Here is a 19448-nt window from a genome sequence, read left to right as displayed (position 1 = left end):
AATGTCTGGAGATAATAAATATAGGGAGGATACCATGGCTAAGTCTAACTTTGAAAAAGTCGAGACAGTAGTAGGTTGGGTACGTGATAAAAAAATCACTGGTTACCGCATTTCAAAAGAAACTAATGCTCGTGAAATGTCTATTATTGCTCTAGCACAAGGTCGTGCACAGGTGAAAAATATTTCATTTGAGACTGCATTGGGATTGATTGATTACTACGATAAGAATCACGATAAATTCGACGATGCGTAGTCATTCCTAGATAAAATCGGTTAGAAAAGAATTAGGATACCCTTTTTTCTAGCCGATTTTTTTATTGTCCAGAAATGCTAAAAGGAAGTCTACATGACAAAAGTACAATTAACGGGTTTTCAATTGAAAGTCATAGCCTTATTGGGTATGATTATTGACCATGTTTATACGCATTTTGGGGACTTATTAGGATTACCATTTTGGGTTTCCTGGATTGGACGCTTTGTAGCACCACTTTTCCTTTTTCTTTTGATGGAGGGTTTTTGTCATACCTCTAATCGCAAGGCTTACTTCTTACGATTATTATCGGGGGCTGGTCTGATGCTGATCATTAATATCCTCCACAATTGGTTGACAGGCAACTATCTCAATCTTCTCACAGGAAACTTCGATATTTGGCTCTTGATAAATGGGAACAATATATTTCTAACTCTAGCCTGTTTCTTTTTAATCTTTACCTTGGTAGATCAAATTAGAAAAGCGAGTTCAGGTTCTTGGTTATAAATTCTGTACCTTTTACCTTTGCTTCTCTTTACCTTGATGACTGAAGGAGGACTGTATTTATTGCCACTTGGATTAATTCTGACTTTCTTTCCAGGTTCTAAAAGAGCTGCTACTACTGTGCTCTTGGTGACGTCTATAGGTTTAGGTTTGAAGACTTTTATTAGTTATCAAGGGATGTCCGGCTTCTATCCAGATTTATGGACTTATTTAGCCTATGATCATTAATTTATGCAATGCTTGGCTATCCCACTGATTACTGCTTATAATGGGCAACGTGGAGGTCAGGGAAAATCTTGGGAGAAGAATCTATTCTATATTGCTTATCCCTTACACTTAACTCTTATTTATATGTTTGAGTCTTTGCTATCATAGTATTTTCAATAACAGAAAAAAGCTTCCCAAATCGGGAAGCTTTTTTTAACTAAGATAACGTTGAAGGAATTCACGTGTTCGATTTTCTTTTGGATTTGTAAAGATATCTTCTGGACGTCCTTCTTCAGCGATAACGCCTTTATCCATGAAAATGACTCGACTGGATACGTCACGGGCAAACTCCATTTCGTGTGTTACCACAATCATGGTCAAGCCTTCTTGGGCCAAGTCTTTCATGATTTTGAGAACCTCACCGACCATTTCAGGATCTAAGGCTGATGTAGGCTCATCAAAGAGAATAGCGTCAGGATTCATGGACAAGGCACGGGCAATTGCAACCCGTTGTTTTTGTCCACCAGAGAGTTGTTTAGGTTTGGCTAACCAGTATCGCTCTCCCATACCAACCTTGTTGAGGTTTTCCTTAGCAATTTTTTCAGCTTCAGAGCGTTCTCGTTTGAGAACGGTTGTTTGAGCAACGATGGCATTTTCCAAGACATTGAGATTCTCAAAGAGATTGAAGTTTTGGAAAACCATTCCCAATTTTTCACGATAGGTTGTGAGGTCGTGTTCATCTGCTAAGACGTCTTTTCCGTGGTAGAAGATTTCCCCTGCACTTGGTGTTTCAAGCAAATTAATGGAGCGGAGGAAGGTTGATTTTCCACTTCCTGAGCTTCCGATAATAGAGATTACTTCTCCCTTGTTTACGGTTAAGGAAATGTCTTTTAGGACTTCGTTTTGACCGTAAGATTTTTTTAGGTTTCTAATTTCAAGAATAGTTTGCGTCATTTAACCACCTCTGTTTGCATTTGATTTGCTCCGGTAGTGTATGTATCAGTATCTAGACGACGTTCCACATAACGTAAGATACGAGTTACGGTAAAGGTAAGAACGAAGTAGATAATCGCGATTACGGTAAAGGTTTGGAAATATTGGTAGGTTTGAGTTGCAACGGTATTTCCAGCAAAGTAGAGTTCAACCACGGAGATTACGTTCAATACGGATGTATCTTTGATGTTTACAACGAACTCATTACCTGTAGCAGGAAGGATGTTGCGGATAACCTGTGGCAAGACAACCTTACGCATGGTTTGGCTATGATTCATTCCCAAAGCAGTGGCAGCTTCGAATTGCCCCTTATCAACGGCAAAGATACCACCACGGACAATTTCACTCATGTAGGCACCAGTGTTGATGGAAACAATAAAGATGGCTGCAAGTGTCCGGTCAATGTCTATTCCAAAGGCTTGGGCAGTTCCGTAGTAGATAACCATGGATTGTACGATCATCGGTGTACCACGGAAAATTTCAATATAGGCATTGAGGAACCAACCAAAGAGTTTTTGGAAAAAGGCTAGAGCTTTTGTTTTAGCTTGAGGAGCTGTTCGGTAAACGCCAATTAAGAGTCCAATACCAGTACCGACAACAGTACCGATAATCGAAATCAAAAGGGTGATACCAGCTCCGCGTAAGAATTGAGAGCCGTTATTTTGAACAATGCCTAGCATTTGTTGGAAGAAGTTTGGTGTTTCTTCCTCGGTATCACTTTCAAGTGGCTGGCTTTTGATCATTTCATCCATTAAGGCTACTTGTTGCTCAGATGAAATTTCCGCAATAGCCGTATTTACTTCATCAATGCGTATATCATCTTTACGCATTCCTACAGCAGTTGTAACCTCTTCATCACTGGTTTTGAAGCCAGGATCTAGGTTGACCATCTTAAAGATAGAGTTTGCATCTTCAGCTGTGAGAGCTTCAGGTCGTTCAGAGATGTATCCATCAATAACTCCTGCTTCTAAAGCTTGACGCATTTGAGCAAAGTCGCCCATAGCTGTTTCTTTGGAAGCCCCGTCGATTTGGTCAATCAAGTCGTATAAGTAAACTCCCTGTTGCGATGTGAGTTTGGTTCCTTTGAAATCAGCTAGTGATTTGGCATTGGCATAGTCGGAATCTTTTCGAACAACGATAACCGGTTGACTACGGTAGTAGCTGTTAGAGAAGACAATCTCTTTGCGACGTTCTTCAGTTGGACTCATCCCTGCGACGATGATGTCGATTTTCTTAGAGGTTAGGGCAGGGATTAATCCATTCCAAGTTGTTTTAACGACTAATGGTTTCTTTCCAAGCTTTTCAGCTATTTTTTTAGCGATTTGTACATCATAGCCATTGGCATATTGGTTTGTGCCTTCAATTTGAACGGCACCGTTACTGTCGTCGTCCTGTGTCCAGTTAAAAGGAGCATAGGCTGCTTCCATCCCAACTCGAAGATAGTCATCTGCATAGGCTGGATTAACCCAAGCCAACATCAGTGCTAAGCCCGTGAGTAGGGTAATTACTAACTTTTTCATAGGAACCTCCTTCTGAATTTCTTTCATTGTAATGGAAAAAGGTAGACAAATCAATATAATTTTTTAGTGAAAACGTTTTAAAGTGTATTCTGCTGTGTTTTCACGCCGCGAACCTTTATAGGCAGGTTTGGTTCGAGAATCTTTTTGTTGCTCCTTTGTTTCCTGTGGTATAATTATGTCTGTTATGGAGGATAAAAGCAAATGATGCTGATTGAAATTTTAAAAGCAATTTTATTTGGAATTGTAGAGGGAATTACAGAGTGGTTACCGATTTCAAGTACGGGACATCTACTCTTACTTCAGGAGTTTGTGAGCTTTAAAGGGGTATCTGCCGGATTTATGGATATGTTCAATGTGGTTATCCAGCTTGGCGCCATTTTGGCTGTTGTTGTAATCTATTTCGATAAGCTAAACCCTTTTAAACCAGGAAAAACTAAAAAAGAGGTTAGCCAAACGTGGTCTCTGTGGTCTAAGGTTTTAGTGGCTATCTTACCAGCTATGGTGATTGGAGTTCCCCTAGATGATTGGTTTGAAACGCATTTTTACAATCCAGTCTCGATTGCTCTAATGTTGATTATTTACGGGGTTGCCTTCTTGGCTATTGAGAAGCAGGAATTCGTGAAGTATCCAACTATTACGAAACTCGAGGAATTGCCTTATGCTACGGCTTTCAAAATTGGACTATTCCAGGTCTTGGCTCTGTTTCCTGGTACCAGTCGTTCAGGGGCTACCATTGTGGGAGGTCTTTTGAATGGTACGAGTCGTTCAGTAGTGACAGAGTTTACCTTTTTCTTGGGAATTCCCGTTATGTTTGGAGCTAGCGGAGTGAAGGTGTTGAAATTTATCTTGAATGGTAATACTTTAACAGGGGCTGAAGGTCTGCTATTGGGAGTGGCAATGCTAACAGCTTTTGGGGTCAGCCTTTATGCGATTCGCTTCCTTACTGGTTACGTTAAGCAGAACGATTTTACAATTTTTGGAAAATACCGGATTGTACTTGGAGTATTACTGCTTATCTATGCGGGGGTACGAGCCTTTTTAGCATAAGGTGGAAAGAGACAGTTGCTCATTCATTTAAGCGTCTTTGTTATCGTTGATTACAGAAGTAGGGGAACAGTAGTCAAGAGATGCTTTTTTCGGCTATTAGAGGTCATCAAATCCTCTCGGTCACTGTGCAGAGTGGGACTAATAAAGAATTTTTAGAAAAATGAATGCAGTCCCCCTCCTTTTTTGAAATCTAAAGGAAATTCAAGTATACTGGAGAATGAGGTAATTAAATGAAGATGAAACAATTAAATGATCGAACCATTAAAATTTCGATCAGTATGAAAGATTTGGAGGAAAGAGGAATGGAATTGGCAGATTTCCTGATGCCCCAGGAAAAAACCGAGGATTTCTTCTACACTATTTTGGATGAATTGGAGCTTCCTCAGCATTTTCTAGATTCAGGGATGCTGAGTTTCCGCGTAACACCAAAACCAGATCGCCTAGATGTATTTGTGACTAAATCGGAGGTCGATCAGGCGATTGATTTTGAAGATTTTGACTTTGATGAAATGCCTCAAATGGAGGATTTTCCAGATATGGAACCGGAAGAATTCATCAAAGCGATGGAAGAGGCCCTAAAGGAATACAGCCAGGATCCGCAATCGGATAAACTGTTAAGTGAGTTGGATACCTTCCGGAAACAAGTTGAGACGGATCAAGAAGAAGCGGTGGATGCTACAGAGTCAGAGGCAACGACGGAGACAAAAGCCCAAAATCACTTTTTGTATTATGTCCTACAATTTTCAGATTTTGATAAGGTTTTAGCCTATGTGGATCTGATTGATTATGAATATGATGGATCGGAGTTGTATAAATACAAAGGGCACTATTATTTGACTGTTTTGGTGAATACTAGTCACATGCCAGGTAAGTATCCAGTATATCTAATGGCTAGGATACGAGAGATGGCGGAAGAGTCGCAGGTAACCAGACCGGTTCTACAAGAGCACGGGACGATTCTTCTATATGGGACTGCGATTGAAGAGTTACAAAGGATTTGATTATGGTACCCTTTGCCCTTTCCTTTATTTTGGCCCTGATTGCAACGTTTTTGGGAAGTATTCTGTTGACACCCTTAGTTCGATTGTTGGCTTTTCAGCTTGGAGCTGTGGATCAGCCGAATGCAAGACGGATTAATAAGAAGTCTATGCCAACTGCTGGTGGTTTGGCAATCTTTTTGTCCTTTAGCTTGGTGAATCTTTTAATCATGCCTGGGATTGTCAAAGTGACGGCTTTTGGTCAGACTTATTTTAATTATGTGTGGCCAGTCTTATTGGCAGGTGGTGTTATTATCCTAACGGGTTTATTGGATGATGTTTGTGAATTGAAACCGAGCCAAAAGATGGTGGGGATTCTAACTGCTGCTATTTTGATTTGGTTTTTGACGGACTTTCGGATGGACAATTTCAAAATTCCCTTTGGAGGTCCTTTCTTACATTTTGGCCCGATGTTGTCCTTTGTATTGACCTTGGTTTGGATTGCAGCCATTACCAACGCGGTAAATCTGTTGGATGGTTTGGATGGTTTAGTAAGTGGTGTCTCCATCATTTCATTAGTCACTATGGCGATTGTCTCTTACTTCTTTCTCCCTGAAGATAATCTGTTTTTGACCATGTTGATCCTACTTTTGGTTATGGCTATTGGTGGATTTTTTCCTTATAATTACCATCCAGCAATTATCTTTTTAGGGGACACAGGGGCTCTCTTTTTAGGATTTATGATTTCGGTTCTATCTCTGCAAGGTTTGAAGAATGCGACGGCTGTGGCGGTAATTACTCCGATGATTATTTTAGGAGTTCCGATTACGGACACCTTGATGGCGATTATTCGGCGTCGTCTGGCAGGAAGAAAAATTTCAGAAGCTGACCGCTATCATTTACACCACCGTCTGTTAAGTTTGGGATTAACCCATCGAGGAACGGTGCTTGTGATTTATGGTATTACCTTTATTTTTTCGATGATATCCCTTTTACTCAATGTATCTGGCAGAATTGGAGGGGTGTTACTTCTTTTTAGTTTGGTTCTTGGAACTGAATTATTTGTGGAATTGTTGGGGATCTTGGGCCCAGATCGAACGCCTCTTTTGAAAACTCTCCGTTTTATCGGAAATTCTGCCTATCGTGAAGAAGTACGTCAAAAGAAAAATTTTAGTAAATAAGAATAATTCTAAACACGCAAAAAGCCTTCTAGGCTTTTTTTTGTTATACTAAAATCGTATTACCTAGAAGAAAGGATAGAAAGATGTCAGTATTGGAAATTAAAGACCTCCATGTGTCCATTGAGAATAAGGAAATTTTGAAGGGGGTTAATTTAACCCTTAAAACTGGAGAAGTTGCGGCAATTATGGGACCAAACGGAACTGGAAAATCAACCTTATCTGCGGCGATTATGGGAAATCCTAACTATGAAGTAACCCAAGGAGAGGTTTTGCTAGACGGTGTGAATATTTTGGAATTGGAAGTCGATGAGCGTGCTCGTATGGGCTTGTTCTTGGCTATGCAATACCCAAGCGAAATTCCTGGAATTACCAATGCAGAATTTATGCGTGCAGCTATGAATTCTGGAAAAGAGGAAGACGAGAAAATTTCTGTCCGTGACTTTATTACTAAGTTAGATGAAAAAATGGCTCTTCTGAATATGAAAGAAGAAATGGCAGAGCGCTACTTGAATGAAGGCTTCTCTGGTGGAGAGAAAAAACGGAATGAGATTCTTCAACTATTGATGTTGGAACCAACCTTTGCTTTATTGGATGAAATCGATTCTGGTTTGGATATTGATGCCCTTAAGGTGGTTTCCAAAGGTGTGAATGCTATGCGTGGGGAAGGTTTTGGTGCGATGATCATTACCCATTACCAACGTTTGTTGAACTACATTCAGCCAGATGCTGTCCATGTAATGATGGAAGGAAAAGTCGTTCTTTCTGGTGGTCCTGAATTGGCGGCTCGTTTGGAAAAAGAGGGTTATGCAAAGATTGCAGAAGAACTCGGATTTGATTACGAGGAAGAAGTATAAGGACGCTTACCGAGGAGGAAGTAATGACAAGAGAACAAATTCAGGCTTTTTCGCAAGTGCAGGCGGAACCCGCATGGCTTCAGGAATTGCGCTTGAAAGCCTTTGACAGTATTCAAGAGTTGGATTTACCAAAGATTGAGCGGGTGAAATTTCACCGTTGGAATCTAGGGGATGGACGTTTGGAACTTAGTCAAGCTAGCGGTAATGTTCCGGCTTTTTCTGAACTTAGCAGTAATCCTAAGTTGATTCAAGTTGGGACTCAGACAGTTTTGGAGCAATTGTCCCCAGAATTGATAGAGCAAGGAGTTGTATTCACTGATTTAGCCACAGCTTTGGAAGAAATTCCAGAAGTGGTGGAGAAACATTTTATGTCTGCTCTAGCCTACGATACGGATAAATTAGCAGCTTACCATACAGCTTATTTCAATAGTGCAGCTGTTTTATATGTTCCAGATAATGTTGAGATTGATCAACCTTTGGAAGGGATTTTTTATCATGAAAGTGATTCTAGTGTTCCTTTTAATAAACATATTTTGGTGATTGCTGGGCGGAACAGTAAATTTTCTTACTTGGAACGTTTGGAAAGTCTAGGAGATGGACAAGAAAAAGCAACAGCGAATATTACGGTTGAAGTGATTGCAAAGGCTGGTGCTCAAGTGAAGTTTTCCGCTATTGATCGTCTTGGCAAAGAAGTGACAACCTACATAACCCGCCGTGGTCGAATTGGTAATGATGCGACTATTGACTGGGCACTAGGGGTTATGAATGAAGGAAATGTAGTTGCAGCCTTTGATACAGATCTAATAGGACGCGGTAGTCATGCAGACATGAAAGTTGTTGCCCTATCGTCTGGTAAACAAGTACAAGGTATTGACAGTCGTGTTACGAACCATGGCTCGCACTCAGTCGGAAATATCTTCCAGCACGGTGTTATCTTGGAAAAAGGAACCTTGACCTTCAATGGGATTGGGCATATTATCCGTGGAGCTAAGGGAGCAGATGCTCAACAAGAAAGCCGTGTGTTAATGTTGTCAGACCAGGCTCGCTCGGATGCGAATCCTATTCTATTAATTGATGAGAACGAAGTAACAGCAGGCCACGCAGCTTCTATTGGACAAGTGGATCCAGAGGATCTGTATTACCTCATGAGCCGTGGTTTGGATCGTGCGACTGCTGAACGTTTGGTCGTTCGAGGCTTCTTGGGAGCTGTTATTGTTGAAATTCCGGTTAAAGAAGTCCGAGACGACATGATTCAAGTTATTGAGGATAAATTAAGCAAAAGATAAACAAGAGGAGTAGCCATGCAGTCATTAGACGGCCGGCAGATCCAAAAAGACTTCCCGATTCTTGACCAGCAGGTACAGGAAGAGGACTTGGTTTATTTGGACAGTGCAGCAACAAGCCAAAAACCCAAAACTGTGATTGAGGTGATGGATCGCTATTACCAGGAAATGAATGCAAATGTTCATCGGGGGGTGCATACCCTAGGGGAGTTAGCAACCCAGGCGTTTGAAGCCTCACGAAGAAAAGTTGCTTCTTTTATTGGAGCTGCTTCGGAAAAAGAAATTATTTTCACAAGAGGAACGACAACGGGACTGAATCATTTAGCTCGAATGTTAGAAGCGGAACTTTCTGCTGGAGATGAGATTCTGATTTCCATTATGGAACATCATTCCAATATTGTTCCTTGGCAACAACTCTGTCAACGTACAGGAGCGAGACTAGTCTATGTCTTTTTAAAAGAGGGACGTTTAGATTTGGAGGATCTACAGGCTAAGTTGAGTCCAGCTACAAAAGTTGTTTCTTTGGCTCATGTTTCTAATGTATTAGGAGTTGAGAATCCGATTGAGGAGATTGCCGAGTTGGTTCATCAAGTAGGAGCCTACTTGGTGCTAGATGGTGCTCAGTCTGTACCTCACTTACCTGTGGATGTTCAGAAGTTAGATGTAGATTTCTTGGTGTTTTCAGGTCATAAGATGATGGGACCAACAGGTATCGGCGTTTTATATGGGAGAGAGTCTCTGTTACAACAGTTAGAGCCTGTGGAATATGGTGGTGAAATGATTGACTTTGTCTTTGAACAAGAAGCTACTTGGACAGAGCTACCTTGGAAATTTGAAGCAGGGACACCACCGATTGCAGAAGCGATTGGTTTAGGAGCGGCAATTGATTATTTGGAACAGTTGGGGATGGAGCGAGTTGCAGCACAGGATCAAGAACTGTTGAGCTATCTTTGGCAAGGGTTGCAATCTGTGGAAGGGATAGAAATCTATGGCCCTGCTTCCTTAGAAGGAAGAAGTGGTTTGATTTCCTTCAATTTAGCAGGTCTACATCCGCATGATGTGGCAACTGCTCTAGATTATGAAGGAGTTGCGGTCCGCGCGGGTCATCATTGTGCACAACCGTTGCTTTCCTATCTAGGTGTTGGAGCTATGTTGCGGGCTAGTCTTTATGTATACAATACCAAGGAGGACTGTGATCGTCTGATTCAGGCTTTGGAAAAAACAAAGGAGTTTTTTAATGGCAATTTCTAGATTAGATAGTCTCTACCGAACTCTGGTGGCGGAACATTCCAGAAATCCCCATCATCAGGGAAGCTTGCCTGGTATAGAACCAATTCAATTAAACAATCCTACTTGCGGGGATGTGATTCAACTGTTTTTGTTAGTGGATGGTGAGGGGCGCATTGCAGATATTTCATTTATCAACTCTGGTTGTAGTATTTCGACAGCTTCTGCCTCTATGATGACGGATATAGTAATTGGGAAAAAGGAAGAAGAGGTGGCGACACTAGCCCAGGATTTCTCTGATTTAGTACAAGGGCTAGACTTATCTTCGACTGACCAACTCGGTGATGCAGCCTTTTTGTCAGGTGTTGCGAAGTTTCCGCAGCGGGTTAAATGTGCGACTCTTGCATGGAATGCTTTGAAAAAAGCAATGGAACTCAATGAAAAGAAAGGAAAATAATGGCTGAAAATGAACGTGTAGAACCCAAGCCAATTGATTTGGGGGAATATAAATTTGGTTTTCATGATGACGTTGATCCAATTCTCTCGACTGGAAAAGGGTTGAGTGAGGAAGTTATCCGAGAATTGTCAGCAGCAAAAAATGAACCTCAGTGGATGTTGGATTTCCGTCTTAAGTCCTATGAGACGTTTAAGAAGATGGAGTTGGAGACCTGGGGTACGGATATGTCTCAGATCAATTTTGATGATATTATTTATTATCAAAAACCATCAGATAGGCCAGTTCGGTCTTGGGATGAGGTTCCTGAAAAAATCAAGGAAACCTTTGAGCGGATTGGGATTCCAGAGGCTGAACGTGCGTATTTGGCAGGTGCTTCGGCTCAATATGAGTCTGAGGTGGTTTACCATAATATGAAAGAAGAGTTTGAGAAGCTAGGAATTATCTTTACAGATACGGATTCGGCTTTGAAAGAGTATCCAGAACTCTTCAAACAATATTTTGCAAAACTAGTTCCACCAACTGATAATAAGTTGGCAGCCTTGAATAGTGCGGTCTGGTCTGGGGGAACTTTTATCTACGTACCGAAAGGTGTTAAGGTGGATATTCCCTTGCAAACTTATTTCCGGATTAACAATGAGAACACGGGGCAATTTGAACGTACATTGATTATTGTAGATGAAGGTGCGAGTGTTCACTATGTAGAAGGATGTACGGCTCCAACCTATTCAAGCAATAGTTTACATGCAGCTATTGTGGAGATTTTCTCACTTGAAGGTGCCTATGTTCGTTATACGACGATTCAAAACTGGTCGGATAATGTTTATAACTTGGTGACTAAACGGGCACGGGCCTTGAAAAACGCAACTGTTGAATGGATTGATGGAAATATCGGAGCAAAAACAACGATGAAGTATCCATCTGTCTTTCTAGATGGAGAAGGTGCGCGTGGGACAATGTTGTCTATTGCCTTTGCCAATAAAGGTCAGGTTCAAGATACTGGGGCGAAGATGATTCACAATGCTCCACATACGAGCTCTTCTATCGTATCGAAGTCCATTGCTAAGAGTGGTGGAGAGGTAAACTATCGTGGACAAGTGACCTTTGCTCGTAATTCTAAAAAATCTGTCAGCCACATTGAATGTGATACCATCATCATGGACGATCAATCCAAGTCCGATACGATTCCATTTAATGAAATTCACAATTCGCAAGTGGCTCTGGAACACGAAGCTAAGGTTTCCAAAATTTCAGAAGAACAACTCTATTACCTCATGAGTCGGGGGCTTTCAGAAGGTGAGGCAACGGAAATGATCGTCATGGGATTTGTGGAACCCTTTACGAAAGAACTTCCAATGGAGTATGCAGTTGAACTAAACCGTTTGATTAGTTACGAAATGGAAGGTAGTGTCGGTTAAGACTACTTGATAAACTAAAAAACCAGCAGAAGCTGGTTTTTTAGTTATAGTTTTTCATTAACGAAAAGGACGAAGTCGTTCCAGAGGACTTTAAGGAAGTTGCTTTTGGCAACATCTTCCTTGCTGATCATGGCGAATTTTGGTTCTTTTCCTTGGATATATCCTCGACCTATCAGGTCAGGATCTTTATAGGTCAAGTTCCCCACAGCATCTCCTTTTTTAATTGGAGCTTGGTAACCTTTGGGATCTGTTTCCCATTTGATTTCTACATCGCCTGTGTAGTCTCCACGTTGGATGAGAATGGCATCGGTTTTGGTGACAGCTGGGATAGGTGATTGTTTTCCATCTTTAATGACGGCGGTTGAATTTTCATATTGCTCTCCTTCGGCGGCAAGGATGTTGGCGTAAAAAGTCCGTGTAACATAATTAAGGAGAGAAATCATTGCATTGTAGCGTGCATTGGGATCTTGGGTAGGATTGTCAACACTCAGAATAATGCTGACAATACGCATACCTCGCTCAGTAGTAGTGGTGATGATTGATTCACCGTATTTAGCGGAAGTTCCTGTTTTTAGTCCATCTACGCCATTGCGGAAACGAGGCATATTGGGGATCAGTTGGTTGGTTGAATAGATTGTGGTTTTCCCAAATTTAGCTTGATTTTTCTCGGTAATTTCAGTGATTTCTGGATGATCTTTTAGGAGATGGTAGACCATAATTCCGAGAGCATTGGCAGAAAGGATATTTTCTTGATTCTTCCCGTTATCGACGGTGTTTAGGGCACTGTCATTTAAGCCAGACGAATTGTAGAGTTTATAGTCGTGTATCCCTAAGCTATCAAGTTTATTTTCCATTCGCTTGAGAAACTCTTTCTCTGTCCCGGAAACTTGTTCAGAAAGGGCGATGGCAGCTGAATTAGCTGAGGAAAGTAACAGTGCATGAAGTAACTCCTCAACAGTATACTCTCGATCCTCCATTGGAACATTTGAAGCTGCGGAATCAATGGTGAGTCGATAAGCATAATCATGAATAGGTACCTTAGTGTCCATGTTGAGCTCCCCTGCTTTAAGGGCATCTAGGACAACGTAAGCTGTGATTAGTTTTGAAATCGAAGCTACACCAATCAATTCATCAGAATTTTTTTCAAATAAAATTTTCCCGGTATTTTGTTCAAAAACCAATGCACTTTTGGCAGAGAGCTGAAAGTCATCTGCAGCTTTCACGAGACTTTTAGGGATCATTGATGATAGCAGTAAGATTGTAACCAGAACCAGCTGGATAAGTCGTTTCATAATTTCCTCTTTCGAATACTAGTTTCTCTATTTTATCATAGTTCTAAAGACAGATATAGGATTTTGAAAGGAAAGATAAATTTTGAGTAGTAGTCAGAATGATATGTATTGAATTCTTCTCATTATTTAGAGAATGGTCTAAAAAAACCACCTCAATAGTATAAAATTATATATACATTTTTATCTTATGTTGCTGTGAAATATTGAAATTTCTACTTAAAAATGGTAGTCTAGGTGTATCATATTTTTTAATTATATTCCTTGAGATTGAATAAAGGGAGGGTCTGTGAGTGAGTTTATTAGAAATTAAAAATTTGGAAACAGCATTTCGGATAGGGGATGAGTATTTTAACGCAGTTGATCATATTACACTTGATTTGCAGCCAAATGAGGTTCTTGCAATCGTCGGTGAAAGCGGTTGCGGGAAATCAACTTTAGCCACTACTGTTATGGGACTACACAATGAAAATTTTACTAAATCAAAAGGTGAGGTTATTTACAATAACCAGAATCTCCTAGATCTATCTGAGGGAGAGATGAGCCGGATTCGTACGAAGGAGATTGGAATGATTTTCCAAGATCCGTTGTCTTCTTTGAATCCGCTCCAAAAAATTGGACGTCAAATTGAAGAAGCCTTAGTCTATCATACAGATTTGAATAAGTCAGAGAGAGATGATCGGGTTATAGAGTTGTTGAGTCAAGTAGGAATTCCCTATCCAGAAAGATGTGCCAATCAGTATCCTCATGAGTTATCTGGAGGTATGCGGCAACGAGTAATGATTGCTATGGCACTGTCTTGTAAACCTAACATTATTATTGCCGATGAACCGACAACAGCTTTGGATGTAACAATTCAGGCACAGATTTTGGATTTGTTAAAAGAACTACAGGCTGAAATGGAAGCTGGTATTATTTTAATTACCCATGATTTAGGGGTTGTTGCTGAAATGGCAGATCGTGTAGCTGTTCTTTATGCTGGTCAAGTGATTGAAATTGGCTCAGTTAGTCAAATTTTTAAAAATCCACAACATCCATATACCAAGAGTCTTCTGAAGAGTATCCCTAATTTCCAAGAGGATAGTGAGTCGGATGATCTTTATGTTATTGATGGTATGGTTCCATCCTTGAAGAATTTAAAAAGGACAGGATGTCGTTTTGCAGAACGGATTCGCTGGATATCTCCAGAAGCACATGAAGCAGATCCGGTATTGCATGATTTAGGAGATGGGCACCAAGTACGGTGTACTTGTTACCAAACCTTTTATTTTAAGGAGGATGGGGTTCAATGATTAAAATTGAAGATTTGAAGGTTCACTATCCCATTCGAGGGGGCTTTTTCAATACTATTCAAAGTCATGTTCATGCAGTTGACGGAGTAGATATTGAAATGTTACCAGGAAAGACCTATGGATTAATTGGTGAAAGTGGTAGTGGTAAAACAACTGTTGGAAAGGTGCTCTTGGGCTTAGAAACTGCTACTTCAGGGAGTATCATGTATAAGGATCTCGATATGGTTAAAAAATCGAATCGGAAGAAGATAGATTATAATCAGGATGTCCAGATGATTTTCCAAGATGCTATGTCTAGCCTGAATCCTCGGAAACGAATTATTGATATTGTTGGGGAACCAATTCGGAACATCGAAAAATTGTCTGAGGATCATATGAGAGAGCGTGTTTTAGAATTGTTAAATATTGTTGGGATGGGGGCAGATGCGTTATATAAATATCCCTTTGAATTTTCAGGAGGACAACGGCAACGTATCGGTATCGCAAGGGCGGTTGCCTGCAATCCTCGTCTAATCATTGCTGATGAACCGGTCTCAGCACTAGATTTATCTGTTCAAGCACAAGTGTTGAACTTTATGAAAAAAATCCAACAAGAGTTAGAAATTTCTTATCTTTTTATTTCTCACGATTTAGGTGTTGTCAAACATATGTGTGATTATATCTACATCATGTATAGAGGTCGTATTGTGGAGCGAGGTACAAGGGAAGATATCTATCAAAATCCTCAGCATATTTATACTAAACGTTTGATTTCTGCTATTCCAAGTACCGATTTGGATAAAGCTAAGGAAATAAAACACTTTCGTGAGGAAGTTGAAAAAGAGTTTCAAAATTCTTATCAGGATTATTTTGATGAGGATGGGAAAGTTTATGAGTTGCAGAAACTCAGTGAGACACATTATGTAGCAATGAGAGGGGAATAACTATGTGGAAAGTCATTATACGAAGATTTTTGATTATGATTCCTCAATTGCTTCTTTTGAGTATCATTGTTTTTGCCTTAGCAAAATTAATGCCGGGAGATCCCTTTAGTGGTCTTGCAGAAAATCCAAAAATTTCTCCTGAGCAGATTGAGCTGATTCGTCAAAGAAGTGGTTTTTATAAGCCTTGGTATGAACAGTATTATATTTGGCTCAATAATTTTCTCCATGGGGACTTTGGTTTGAGTTATATAACAGGTAAATCTGTTGGTACGGTTATTGGCGAGCGAATTTTTAACACATTGAATTTATCTTTGTTTACTCTGATTGTGACTTATCTGATTGCAATTCCATTGGGAATGTACTCAGGACGTTATCAAAATTCGAAATTGGATAAATTCGTTGGCGTCTATAGTTTTTTAGCGATTGCCATTCCTAGCTTTGTTCTCTATTTATTTATGATTTTAATTTTTGGATTCCAATTAAGTTGGTTCCCAACAAGCGGATCCGTAGACATTGGATTGGAACCGGGAACTTTATCTTACTATCTCAACAAATTGTATCATTTAGTTCTACCAGGTACGACAATCGCTTTATTAAGTGCGGTCACAACTATCCAATATCTTCGGAACGAAGTGATTGAAGCTAAGCAAAGTGATTATGTAAAAACAGCTCGGGCAAAAGGGGTTCCAATCGGTAAAATCTATTCGGACCATATCTTTAGAAATTCCTTACTTCCAATAGCAGCATTTTTTGGATTTACCATTACGGGTCTTTTTTCAGGGGCTATTATTGCTGAAACGATATTTGGCTATCCAGGGATGGGACAGTTATTTGTCCAATCAATGGAATCACGAGATTATAGTGTCGTAGTGGCATTGATGCTCTTTTCTGGTTTCTTAACTTTGGTGGGTAGTGCGCTTTCTGACATTATCATGGCCATTGTGGATCCACGGATTAAATTGGATTAGGGAGGAATTATTGTATGTCAATTCAAAATGAACAAACTGTCACAAAAGTTCCTTCCGTATTTTCTATTATTGGGAGGGAACTAAAAAAAGATAAATTGGCTTTGATTTCCACTATTGTTATCGTCTCGATCATACTGTTTATTCTTGTTTTTAATGTTTATATTCGGATGACCGATATTTATACCAGTTATCATGAAGTTGATATTCTAAATCGCTTTTTATTACCTGGTGAGGATGGCTTCTTGTTAGGAACGGATTCTGGTGGTCATTCTGTCTTTGGTTGGTTGATGATGGGAGCAGCTAATTCTCTCTTAATTGCTTTGGGAGTAACAACTATAACGATTGTGATCGGGACTATTATCGGTCTTGTGCTTGCTTATTATGGAGGTGTCATAGATGATTTAGCCATGCGCGCTATTGATTTCTTATCCATTATTCCATATCTAATGGTAATCATTGTTTTTGTTAGTTTGGTGAAAGATTATAGTGTTCTCACTTTCATCCTTATTTTATCTTCTTTCGCGTGGATTGCTACAGCTCGTCTTGTTCGGAGTAAAGCTCTTTCAGAAGCAAGACGGGATTATGTACTAGCTTCGAAAACCATGGGAACAAGTGATTTGGAGATTATGCTGAAGGGGATTTTACCTAATATCGGATCGATTGTTATTGTAGAAGCGACATTGACTTTAGCATTTAATATGGGAATCGAAGTTTCCCTATCTTACCTTGGTTTTGGACTTCCTTCAGGAACTCCAAGTTTAGGTACCCTTCTTGCATATGCTAGAGATGCGGATTTAATGGTTAATAAAATGTATATCTGGTTACCGGCAGCTTTGCTAGTACTCCTTATGACCTTGTGTATTAATTATATTGGTCAAGCTATGCGACGAGCTTTGGATGCAAAACAACGGCTATAGTTTAGTAAGGATATGTTTTAATTTTCTGATAATTAATTGACAAACGCTTACAAAACTGATAGACTATATAAAATTATGAAAAAGGAGTTGCACATGAAAAAGAGTCATTTAATTAAATTTGTTAGCTCTGCATTAGTTGCCTCACTTGTGTTGGGGGCCTGTGCTTCAAATTCAAGTTCAAACTCAAGTGGTGCTACTAAACCAGCGGCAGAGTTCCAAACAAAGGTTGAGAATGGTGGATCGACAGTTGAAAATGCTCGTTTGAAAATTGGTATAGTGACCCCTGATCCTCTCACAGGGTTGTGGAATCCTGTCTTTTATCTAGAAGCGAATGATTATGCTGTTTTACGTCATATGACGGGTGGATCAGCAATTAAATCAGATGAGTCATTTAGATTTGTTCAAGATGACGATACAGCAGCTGTAAAATTCCATTTAGATCGAGATACGAAAGAAGTAACCTTAACAGTAAATCCAGATTTGAAGTGGAGTAATGGGCAAGAAGTAACGGCTAAAGATATTATTGCGACCTATAAATTGTTGGGTAACCCGAAATATGAGACAAACGTACGGTATTCTGATGATTACGAGCTCATTGAAGGGATGAAAGAGTATCATGAAGGTGCTGCTTCTGAAATTTCTGGAATTACTGAAAAAGATAATAAAACAGTCGTTTTGAAATTTAAAGAAGTTACTCCTTCTATCATGTGGGGAGATGGTATTTTATTCAATTATTTGAATGCTGAACAAATTGAAAAAATAACTGATTTCAATAAATTTGCTGAAGCAGAACTAAATACCAAACCACTTTCTTATGGACCGTATGTGATTGATAAGACTGTCAATGGAGAGAGTGTTTTACTGAAGCAAAATGAATATTTCTATAAGAAAGATGATGTAAAAATCAAAGAAATTGAAATTAAAACAGTTTCACCTGCACAAGCAAGTAACGTTCTTAAGAATGGCGATGTTGATCTTGTAGATGAGTTGACTGCTGGAATTTGGGAAAGTTCAAAAGATCATAAGAATGGTACTATTCTTGGTGTAGATGATTTGTATATGTCCTATATTGGTTTCAAATTAGGAAAATATGACCAAGAAAAAGGAGAATCCGTTGTAGATCCAAATGCTAAAGCGGCAGATGAACGTGTTCGTCAAGCCTTCGCATATGCCTTGGATAGAGATCGGATTAATGAAAAAATTTATAATGGCATCCGCTTCTCTGCCACTGGTTCAGGTCTATATCCGCCAGCAGTTAAGATGATTTACAATCCAGATTCGGTTGCTTACAATTATGATAAAGAAAAAGCTGAAAAATTGTTAGATGAAGCAGGATTTAAAGATGTAGACGGTGATGGTCTTCGGGAAAACGCCAAAGGTGAAAAAGTTCAATTTAACTTTGCGATTCGTAACACTGGGCAGAATATTGATCAGCCGTTAGCTGATACATTGATTCAATCTTGGAAAGATGTTGGGTTAGATGTTCAGTTGGTGGACGGTAAGCTGATGGCAATGAAAGACTGGTCTCAACGTGTCCAAGCAGATGATCCTGATATTGATATCTTCCAAGGAGCTTGGGGTCTAGCTTCAAATCCAAATCCACAAGCTCTTCTAGGAAAACAGTCACAGCTTAATTATCAACGCTATACTAGTCAGAAACTTGATTCTGATATGAACAAACTAATGTCCGAAGAAATGTTTGATGACAAAAAACTAGTAGATGCCTATCGTGAGTTTGATACTAACTTTGCGACTGAAGTTCCGTGGATTCCATTGAGCTGGACTACTAAGATGATGTGGGTAAATAATCGTGTTAAGAATTTTGATTACCAAGAGTATACTTATGGTGATCTCCCAATTTATCAATTAGAATTAACTTCAGAAACCCCTGCTAAATAAGCTTTAAGATTAGAGAAGGCAATATTGTCTTCTCTTTTTTTGTTATAAAGTTTAAAAAATTAAACAAAAGTGTTGCCAAGTAAGTAAGAGTGTTGTATACTAATAAAGTCCTGAAGGGAGAGTTCCTTAAACGGGACAGATGAATGATAAAAGTTCGGGTGAAACGAACGAATTCAAAAAAACTTCAAAAAAGTTAACAAAAAGTGTTGACAAGCAAATGAAGTTTTGATAGAATGATTAAGTTG

The 19448-nt window shown here is 39.6% G+C and carries 19 protein-coding genes; 16 read left to right on the top strand and 3 right to left on the bottom strand.

Annotated elements, in window-relative coordinates:
• Positions 1 to 34: 34 nt before the first annotated feature.
• From E4T71_RS03150 to E4T71_RS09760, 3 genes are all read left to right on the top strand, one after another.
• Positions 35 to 253, top strand: a complete 219-nt coding sequence (locus tag E4T71_RS03150; protein ID WP_135036721.1) for a hypothetical protein — start codon at positions 35 to 37, stop codon at positions 251 to 253.
• Positions 254 to 346: 93 nt separating this feature from the next.
• On the top strand, positions 347 to 757 hold the full coding sequence (locus E4T71_RS03145) for a TraX family protein (RefSeq protein WP_135036719.1): 411 nt from the start codon (positions 347 to 349) through the stop codon (positions 755 to 757).
• Positions 758 to 817: 60 nt separating this feature from the next.
• The gene (locus E4T71_RS09760) at positions 818 to 982 is read left to right on the top strand and encodes a hypothetical protein (protein ID WP_167758465.1); all 165 of its coding nucleotides are present in this window, start codon (positions 818 to 820) and stop codon (positions 980 to 982) included.
• 192 nt (positions 983 to 1174) lie between these two features.
• Here the strand turns inward: E4T71_RS09760 and E4T71_RS03135 are convergent, their stop codons facing one another.
• Entirely contained in the window at positions 1175 to 1915 is a 741-nt protein-coding gene (locus tag E4T71_RS03135) for an amino acid ABC transporter ATP-binding protein (protein WP_135036713.1), read from the bottom strand.
• Positions 1912 to 3474: an ABC transporter substrate-binding protein/permease gene (locus tag E4T71_RS03130; RefSeq protein ID WP_135036711.1), complete on the bottom strand. Its 1563-nt coding sequence runs from the start codon at positions 3472 to 3474 to the stop codon at positions 1912 to 1914. The genes E4T71_RS03135 and E4T71_RS03130 overlap by 4 nt, the downstream gene beginning before the upstream one ends.
• A 201-nt stretch (positions 3475 to 3675) precedes the next feature.
• Here E4T71_RS03130 and E4T71_RS03125 point away from each other — a divergent pair, with 201 nt between their 5' ends.
• From E4T71_RS03125 to sufB, 8 genes are all read left to right on the top strand, one after another.
• Positions 3676 to 4521, top strand: coding sequence for an undecaprenyl-diphosphate phosphatase (locus E4T71_RS03125; RefSeq protein WP_135036708.1), 846 nt, complete (start codon positions 3676 to 3678; stop codon positions 4519 to 4521).
• A 230-nt stretch (positions 4522 to 4751) separates the two neighbouring features.
• Positions 4752 to 5522: an adaptor protein MecA gene (locus E4T71_RS03120; protein ID WP_135036705.1), complete on the top strand. Its 771-nt coding sequence runs from the start codon at positions 4752 to 4754 to the stop codon at positions 5520 to 5522.
• Positions 5519 to 6679 carry a glycosyltransferase family 4 protein gene (locus E4T71_RS03115; protein ID WP_167758464.1) on the top strand — a complete coding sequence of 387 codons (1161 nt, stop codon included), beginning with the start codon at positions 5519 to 5521 and terminating at the stop codon, positions 6677 to 6679. Before E4T71_RS03120 ends, E4T71_RS03115 begins: the two co-directional genes overlap by 4 nt.
• Before the next feature lie 83 nt (positions 6680 to 6762).
• The gene (gene sufC / locus E4T71_RS03110; RefSeq protein ID WP_135036698.1) at positions 6763 to 7533 is read left to right on the top strand and encodes a Fe-S cluster assembly ATPase SufC; all 771 of its coding nucleotides are present in this window, start codon (positions 6763 to 6765) and stop codon (positions 7531 to 7533) included.
• Between the two features lie 23 nt (positions 7534 to 7556).
• Positions 7557 to 8819 (top strand): Fe-S cluster assembly protein SufD, encoded by a 1263-nt coding sequence (sufD, locus tag E4T71_RS03105; RefSeq protein ID WP_135036695.1) that lies wholly within the window; start codon positions 7557 to 7559, stop codon positions 8817 to 8819.
• A gap of 15 nt (positions 8820 to 8834) precedes the next feature.
• Positions 8835 to 10067 carry a cysteine desulfurase gene (locus E4T71_RS03100; RefSeq protein ID WP_135036692.1) on the top strand — a complete coding sequence of 411 codons (1233 nt, stop codon included), beginning with the start codon at positions 8835 to 8837 and terminating at the stop codon, positions 10065 to 10067.
• Complete coding sequence (sufU, locus tag E4T71_RS03095; protein ID WP_135036689.1) at positions 10054 to 10500, top strand: Fe-S cluster assembly sulfur transfer protein SufU; 447 nt, start codon at positions 10054 to 10056, stop codon at positions 10498 to 10500. Before E4T71_RS03100 ends, sufU begins: the two co-directional genes overlap by 14 nt.
• Positions 10500 to 11915 (top strand): Fe-S cluster assembly protein SufB, encoded by a 1416-nt coding sequence (gene sufB, locus E4T71_RS03090; RefSeq protein ID WP_135036686.1) that lies wholly within the window; start codon positions 10500 to 10502, stop codon positions 11913 to 11915. Before sufU ends, sufB begins: the two co-directional genes overlap by 1 nt.
• 44 nt (positions 11916 to 11959) lie before the next feature.
• Here sufB and E4T71_RS03085 read toward each other — a convergent pair whose 3' ends face one another.
• Positions 11960 to 13207, bottom strand: a complete 1248-nt coding sequence (locus E4T71_RS03085) for a serine hydrolase (protein ID WP_135036683.1) — start codon at positions 13205 to 13207, stop codon at positions 11960 to 11962.
• 290 nt (positions 13208 to 13497) lie between these two features.
• On the opposite strand from E4T71_RS03085, the gene E4T71_RS03080 reads away from it, so the two are divergent.
• The 5 genes from E4T71_RS03080 (at position 13498) to E4T71_RS03060 (ending at position 19203) form a co-directional block, all read left to right on the top strand.
• A complete protein-coding gene (locus tag E4T71_RS03080) occupies positions 13498 to 14496 on the top strand; it encodes an ABC transporter ATP-binding protein (protein WP_135036680.1) in 999 nt (332 codons plus the stop codon).
• The gene (locus E4T71_RS03075; RefSeq protein WP_135036677.1) at positions 14493 to 15419 is read left to right on the top strand and encodes an ATP-binding cassette domain-containing protein; all 927 of its coding nucleotides are present in this window, start codon (positions 14493 to 14495) and stop codon (positions 15417 to 15419) included. Before E4T71_RS03080 ends, E4T71_RS03075 begins: the two co-directional genes overlap by 4 nt.
• A gap of 2 nt (positions 15420 to 15421) precedes the next feature.
• Entirely contained in the window at positions 15422 to 16387 is a 966-nt protein-coding gene (gene opp4B, locus E4T71_RS03070) for an oligopeptide ABC transporter permease (RefSeq protein WP_135036674.1), read from the top strand.
• Positions 16388 to 16401: 14 nt separating this feature from the next.
• Complete coding sequence (locus E4T71_RS03065) at positions 16402 to 17304, top strand: ABC transporter permease (protein WP_135036671.1); 903 nt, start codon at positions 16402 to 16404, stop codon at positions 17302 to 17304.
• 93 nt (positions 17305 to 17397) lie between these two features.
• Complete coding sequence (locus E4T71_RS03060; protein WP_135036668.1) at positions 17398 to 19203, top strand: ABC transporter substrate-binding protein; 1806 nt, start codon at positions 17398 to 17400, stop codon at positions 19201 to 19203.
• Positions 19204 to 19448: the final 245 nt, after the last annotated feature.

This window comes from Streptococcus sp. WM07 (genome assembly GCF_004570525.1).
Lineage (GTDB): Bacteria > Bacillota > Bacilli > Lactobacillales > Streptococcaceae > Streptococcus.
This window is presented reverse-complemented; position numbering and strand designations above follow the sequence as displayed.

Bases quoted from the DNA above. Each gene is read 5' to 3' on its own strand.
- E4T71_RS03085 (WP_135036683.1), bottom strand. From the start codon at position 13,207: ATGAAACGACTTATCCAGCTGGTTCTGGTTACAATCTTACTGCTATCA.
- E4T71_RS03130 (WP_135036711.1), bottom strand. From the start codon at position 3,474: ATGAAAAAGTTAGTAATTACCCTACTCACGGGCTTAGCACTGATGTTG.
- opp4B (WP_135036674.1), top strand. From the start codon at position 15,422: ATGTGGAAAGTCATTATACGAAGATTTTTGATTATGATTCCTCAATTG.
- E4T71_RS03150 (WP_135036721.1), top strand. From the start codon at position 35: ATGGCTAAGTCTAACTTTGAAAAAGTCGAGACAGTAGTAGGTTGGGTA.
- E4T71_RS03065 (WP_135036671.1), top strand. From the start codon at position 16,402: ATGTCAATTCAAAATGAACAAACTGTCACAAAAGTTCCTTCCGTATTT.
- sufD (WP_135036695.1), top strand. From the start codon at position 7,557: ATGACAAGAGAACAAATTCAGGCTTTTTCGCAAGTGCAGGCGGAACCC.
- E4T71_RS03135 (WP_135036713.1), bottom strand. From the start codon at position 1,915: ATGACGCAAACTATTCTTGAAATTAGAAACCTAAAAAAATCTTACGGT.
- E4T71_RS03075 (WP_135036677.1), top strand. From the start codon at position 14,493: ATGATTAAAATTGAAGATTTGAAGGTTCACTATCCCATTCGAGGGGGC.
- sufB (WP_135036686.1), top strand. From the start codon at position 10,500: ATGGCTGAAAATGAACGTGTAGAACCCAAGCCAATTGATTTGGGGGAA.
- E4T71_RS03125 (WP_135036708.1), top strand. From the start codon at position 3,676: ATGATGCTGATTGAAATTTTAAAAGCAATTTTATTTGGAATTGTAGAG.
- E4T71_RS03145 (WP_135036719.1), top strand. From the start codon at position 347: ATGACAAAAGTACAATTAACGGGTTTTCAATTGAAAGTCATAGCCTTA.
- E4T71_RS03120 (WP_135036705.1), top strand. From the start codon at position 4,752: ATGAAGATGAAACAATTAAATGATCGAACCATTAAAATTTCGATCAGT.
- sufU (WP_135036689.1), top strand. From the start codon at position 10,054: ATGGCAATTTCTAGATTAGATAGTCTCTACCGAACTCTGGTGGCGGAA.
- E4T71_RS03060 (WP_135036668.1), top strand. From the start codon at position 17,398: ATGAAAAAGAGTCATTTAATTAAATTTGTTAGCTCTGCATTAGTTGCC.
- sufC (WP_135036698.1), top strand. From the start codon at position 6,763: ATGTCAGTATTGGAAATTAAAGACCTCCATGTGTCCATTGAGAATAAG.
- E4T71_RS03100 (WP_135036692.1), top strand. From the start codon at position 8,835: ATGCAGTCATTAGACGGCCGGCAGATCCAAAAAGACTTCCCGATTCTT.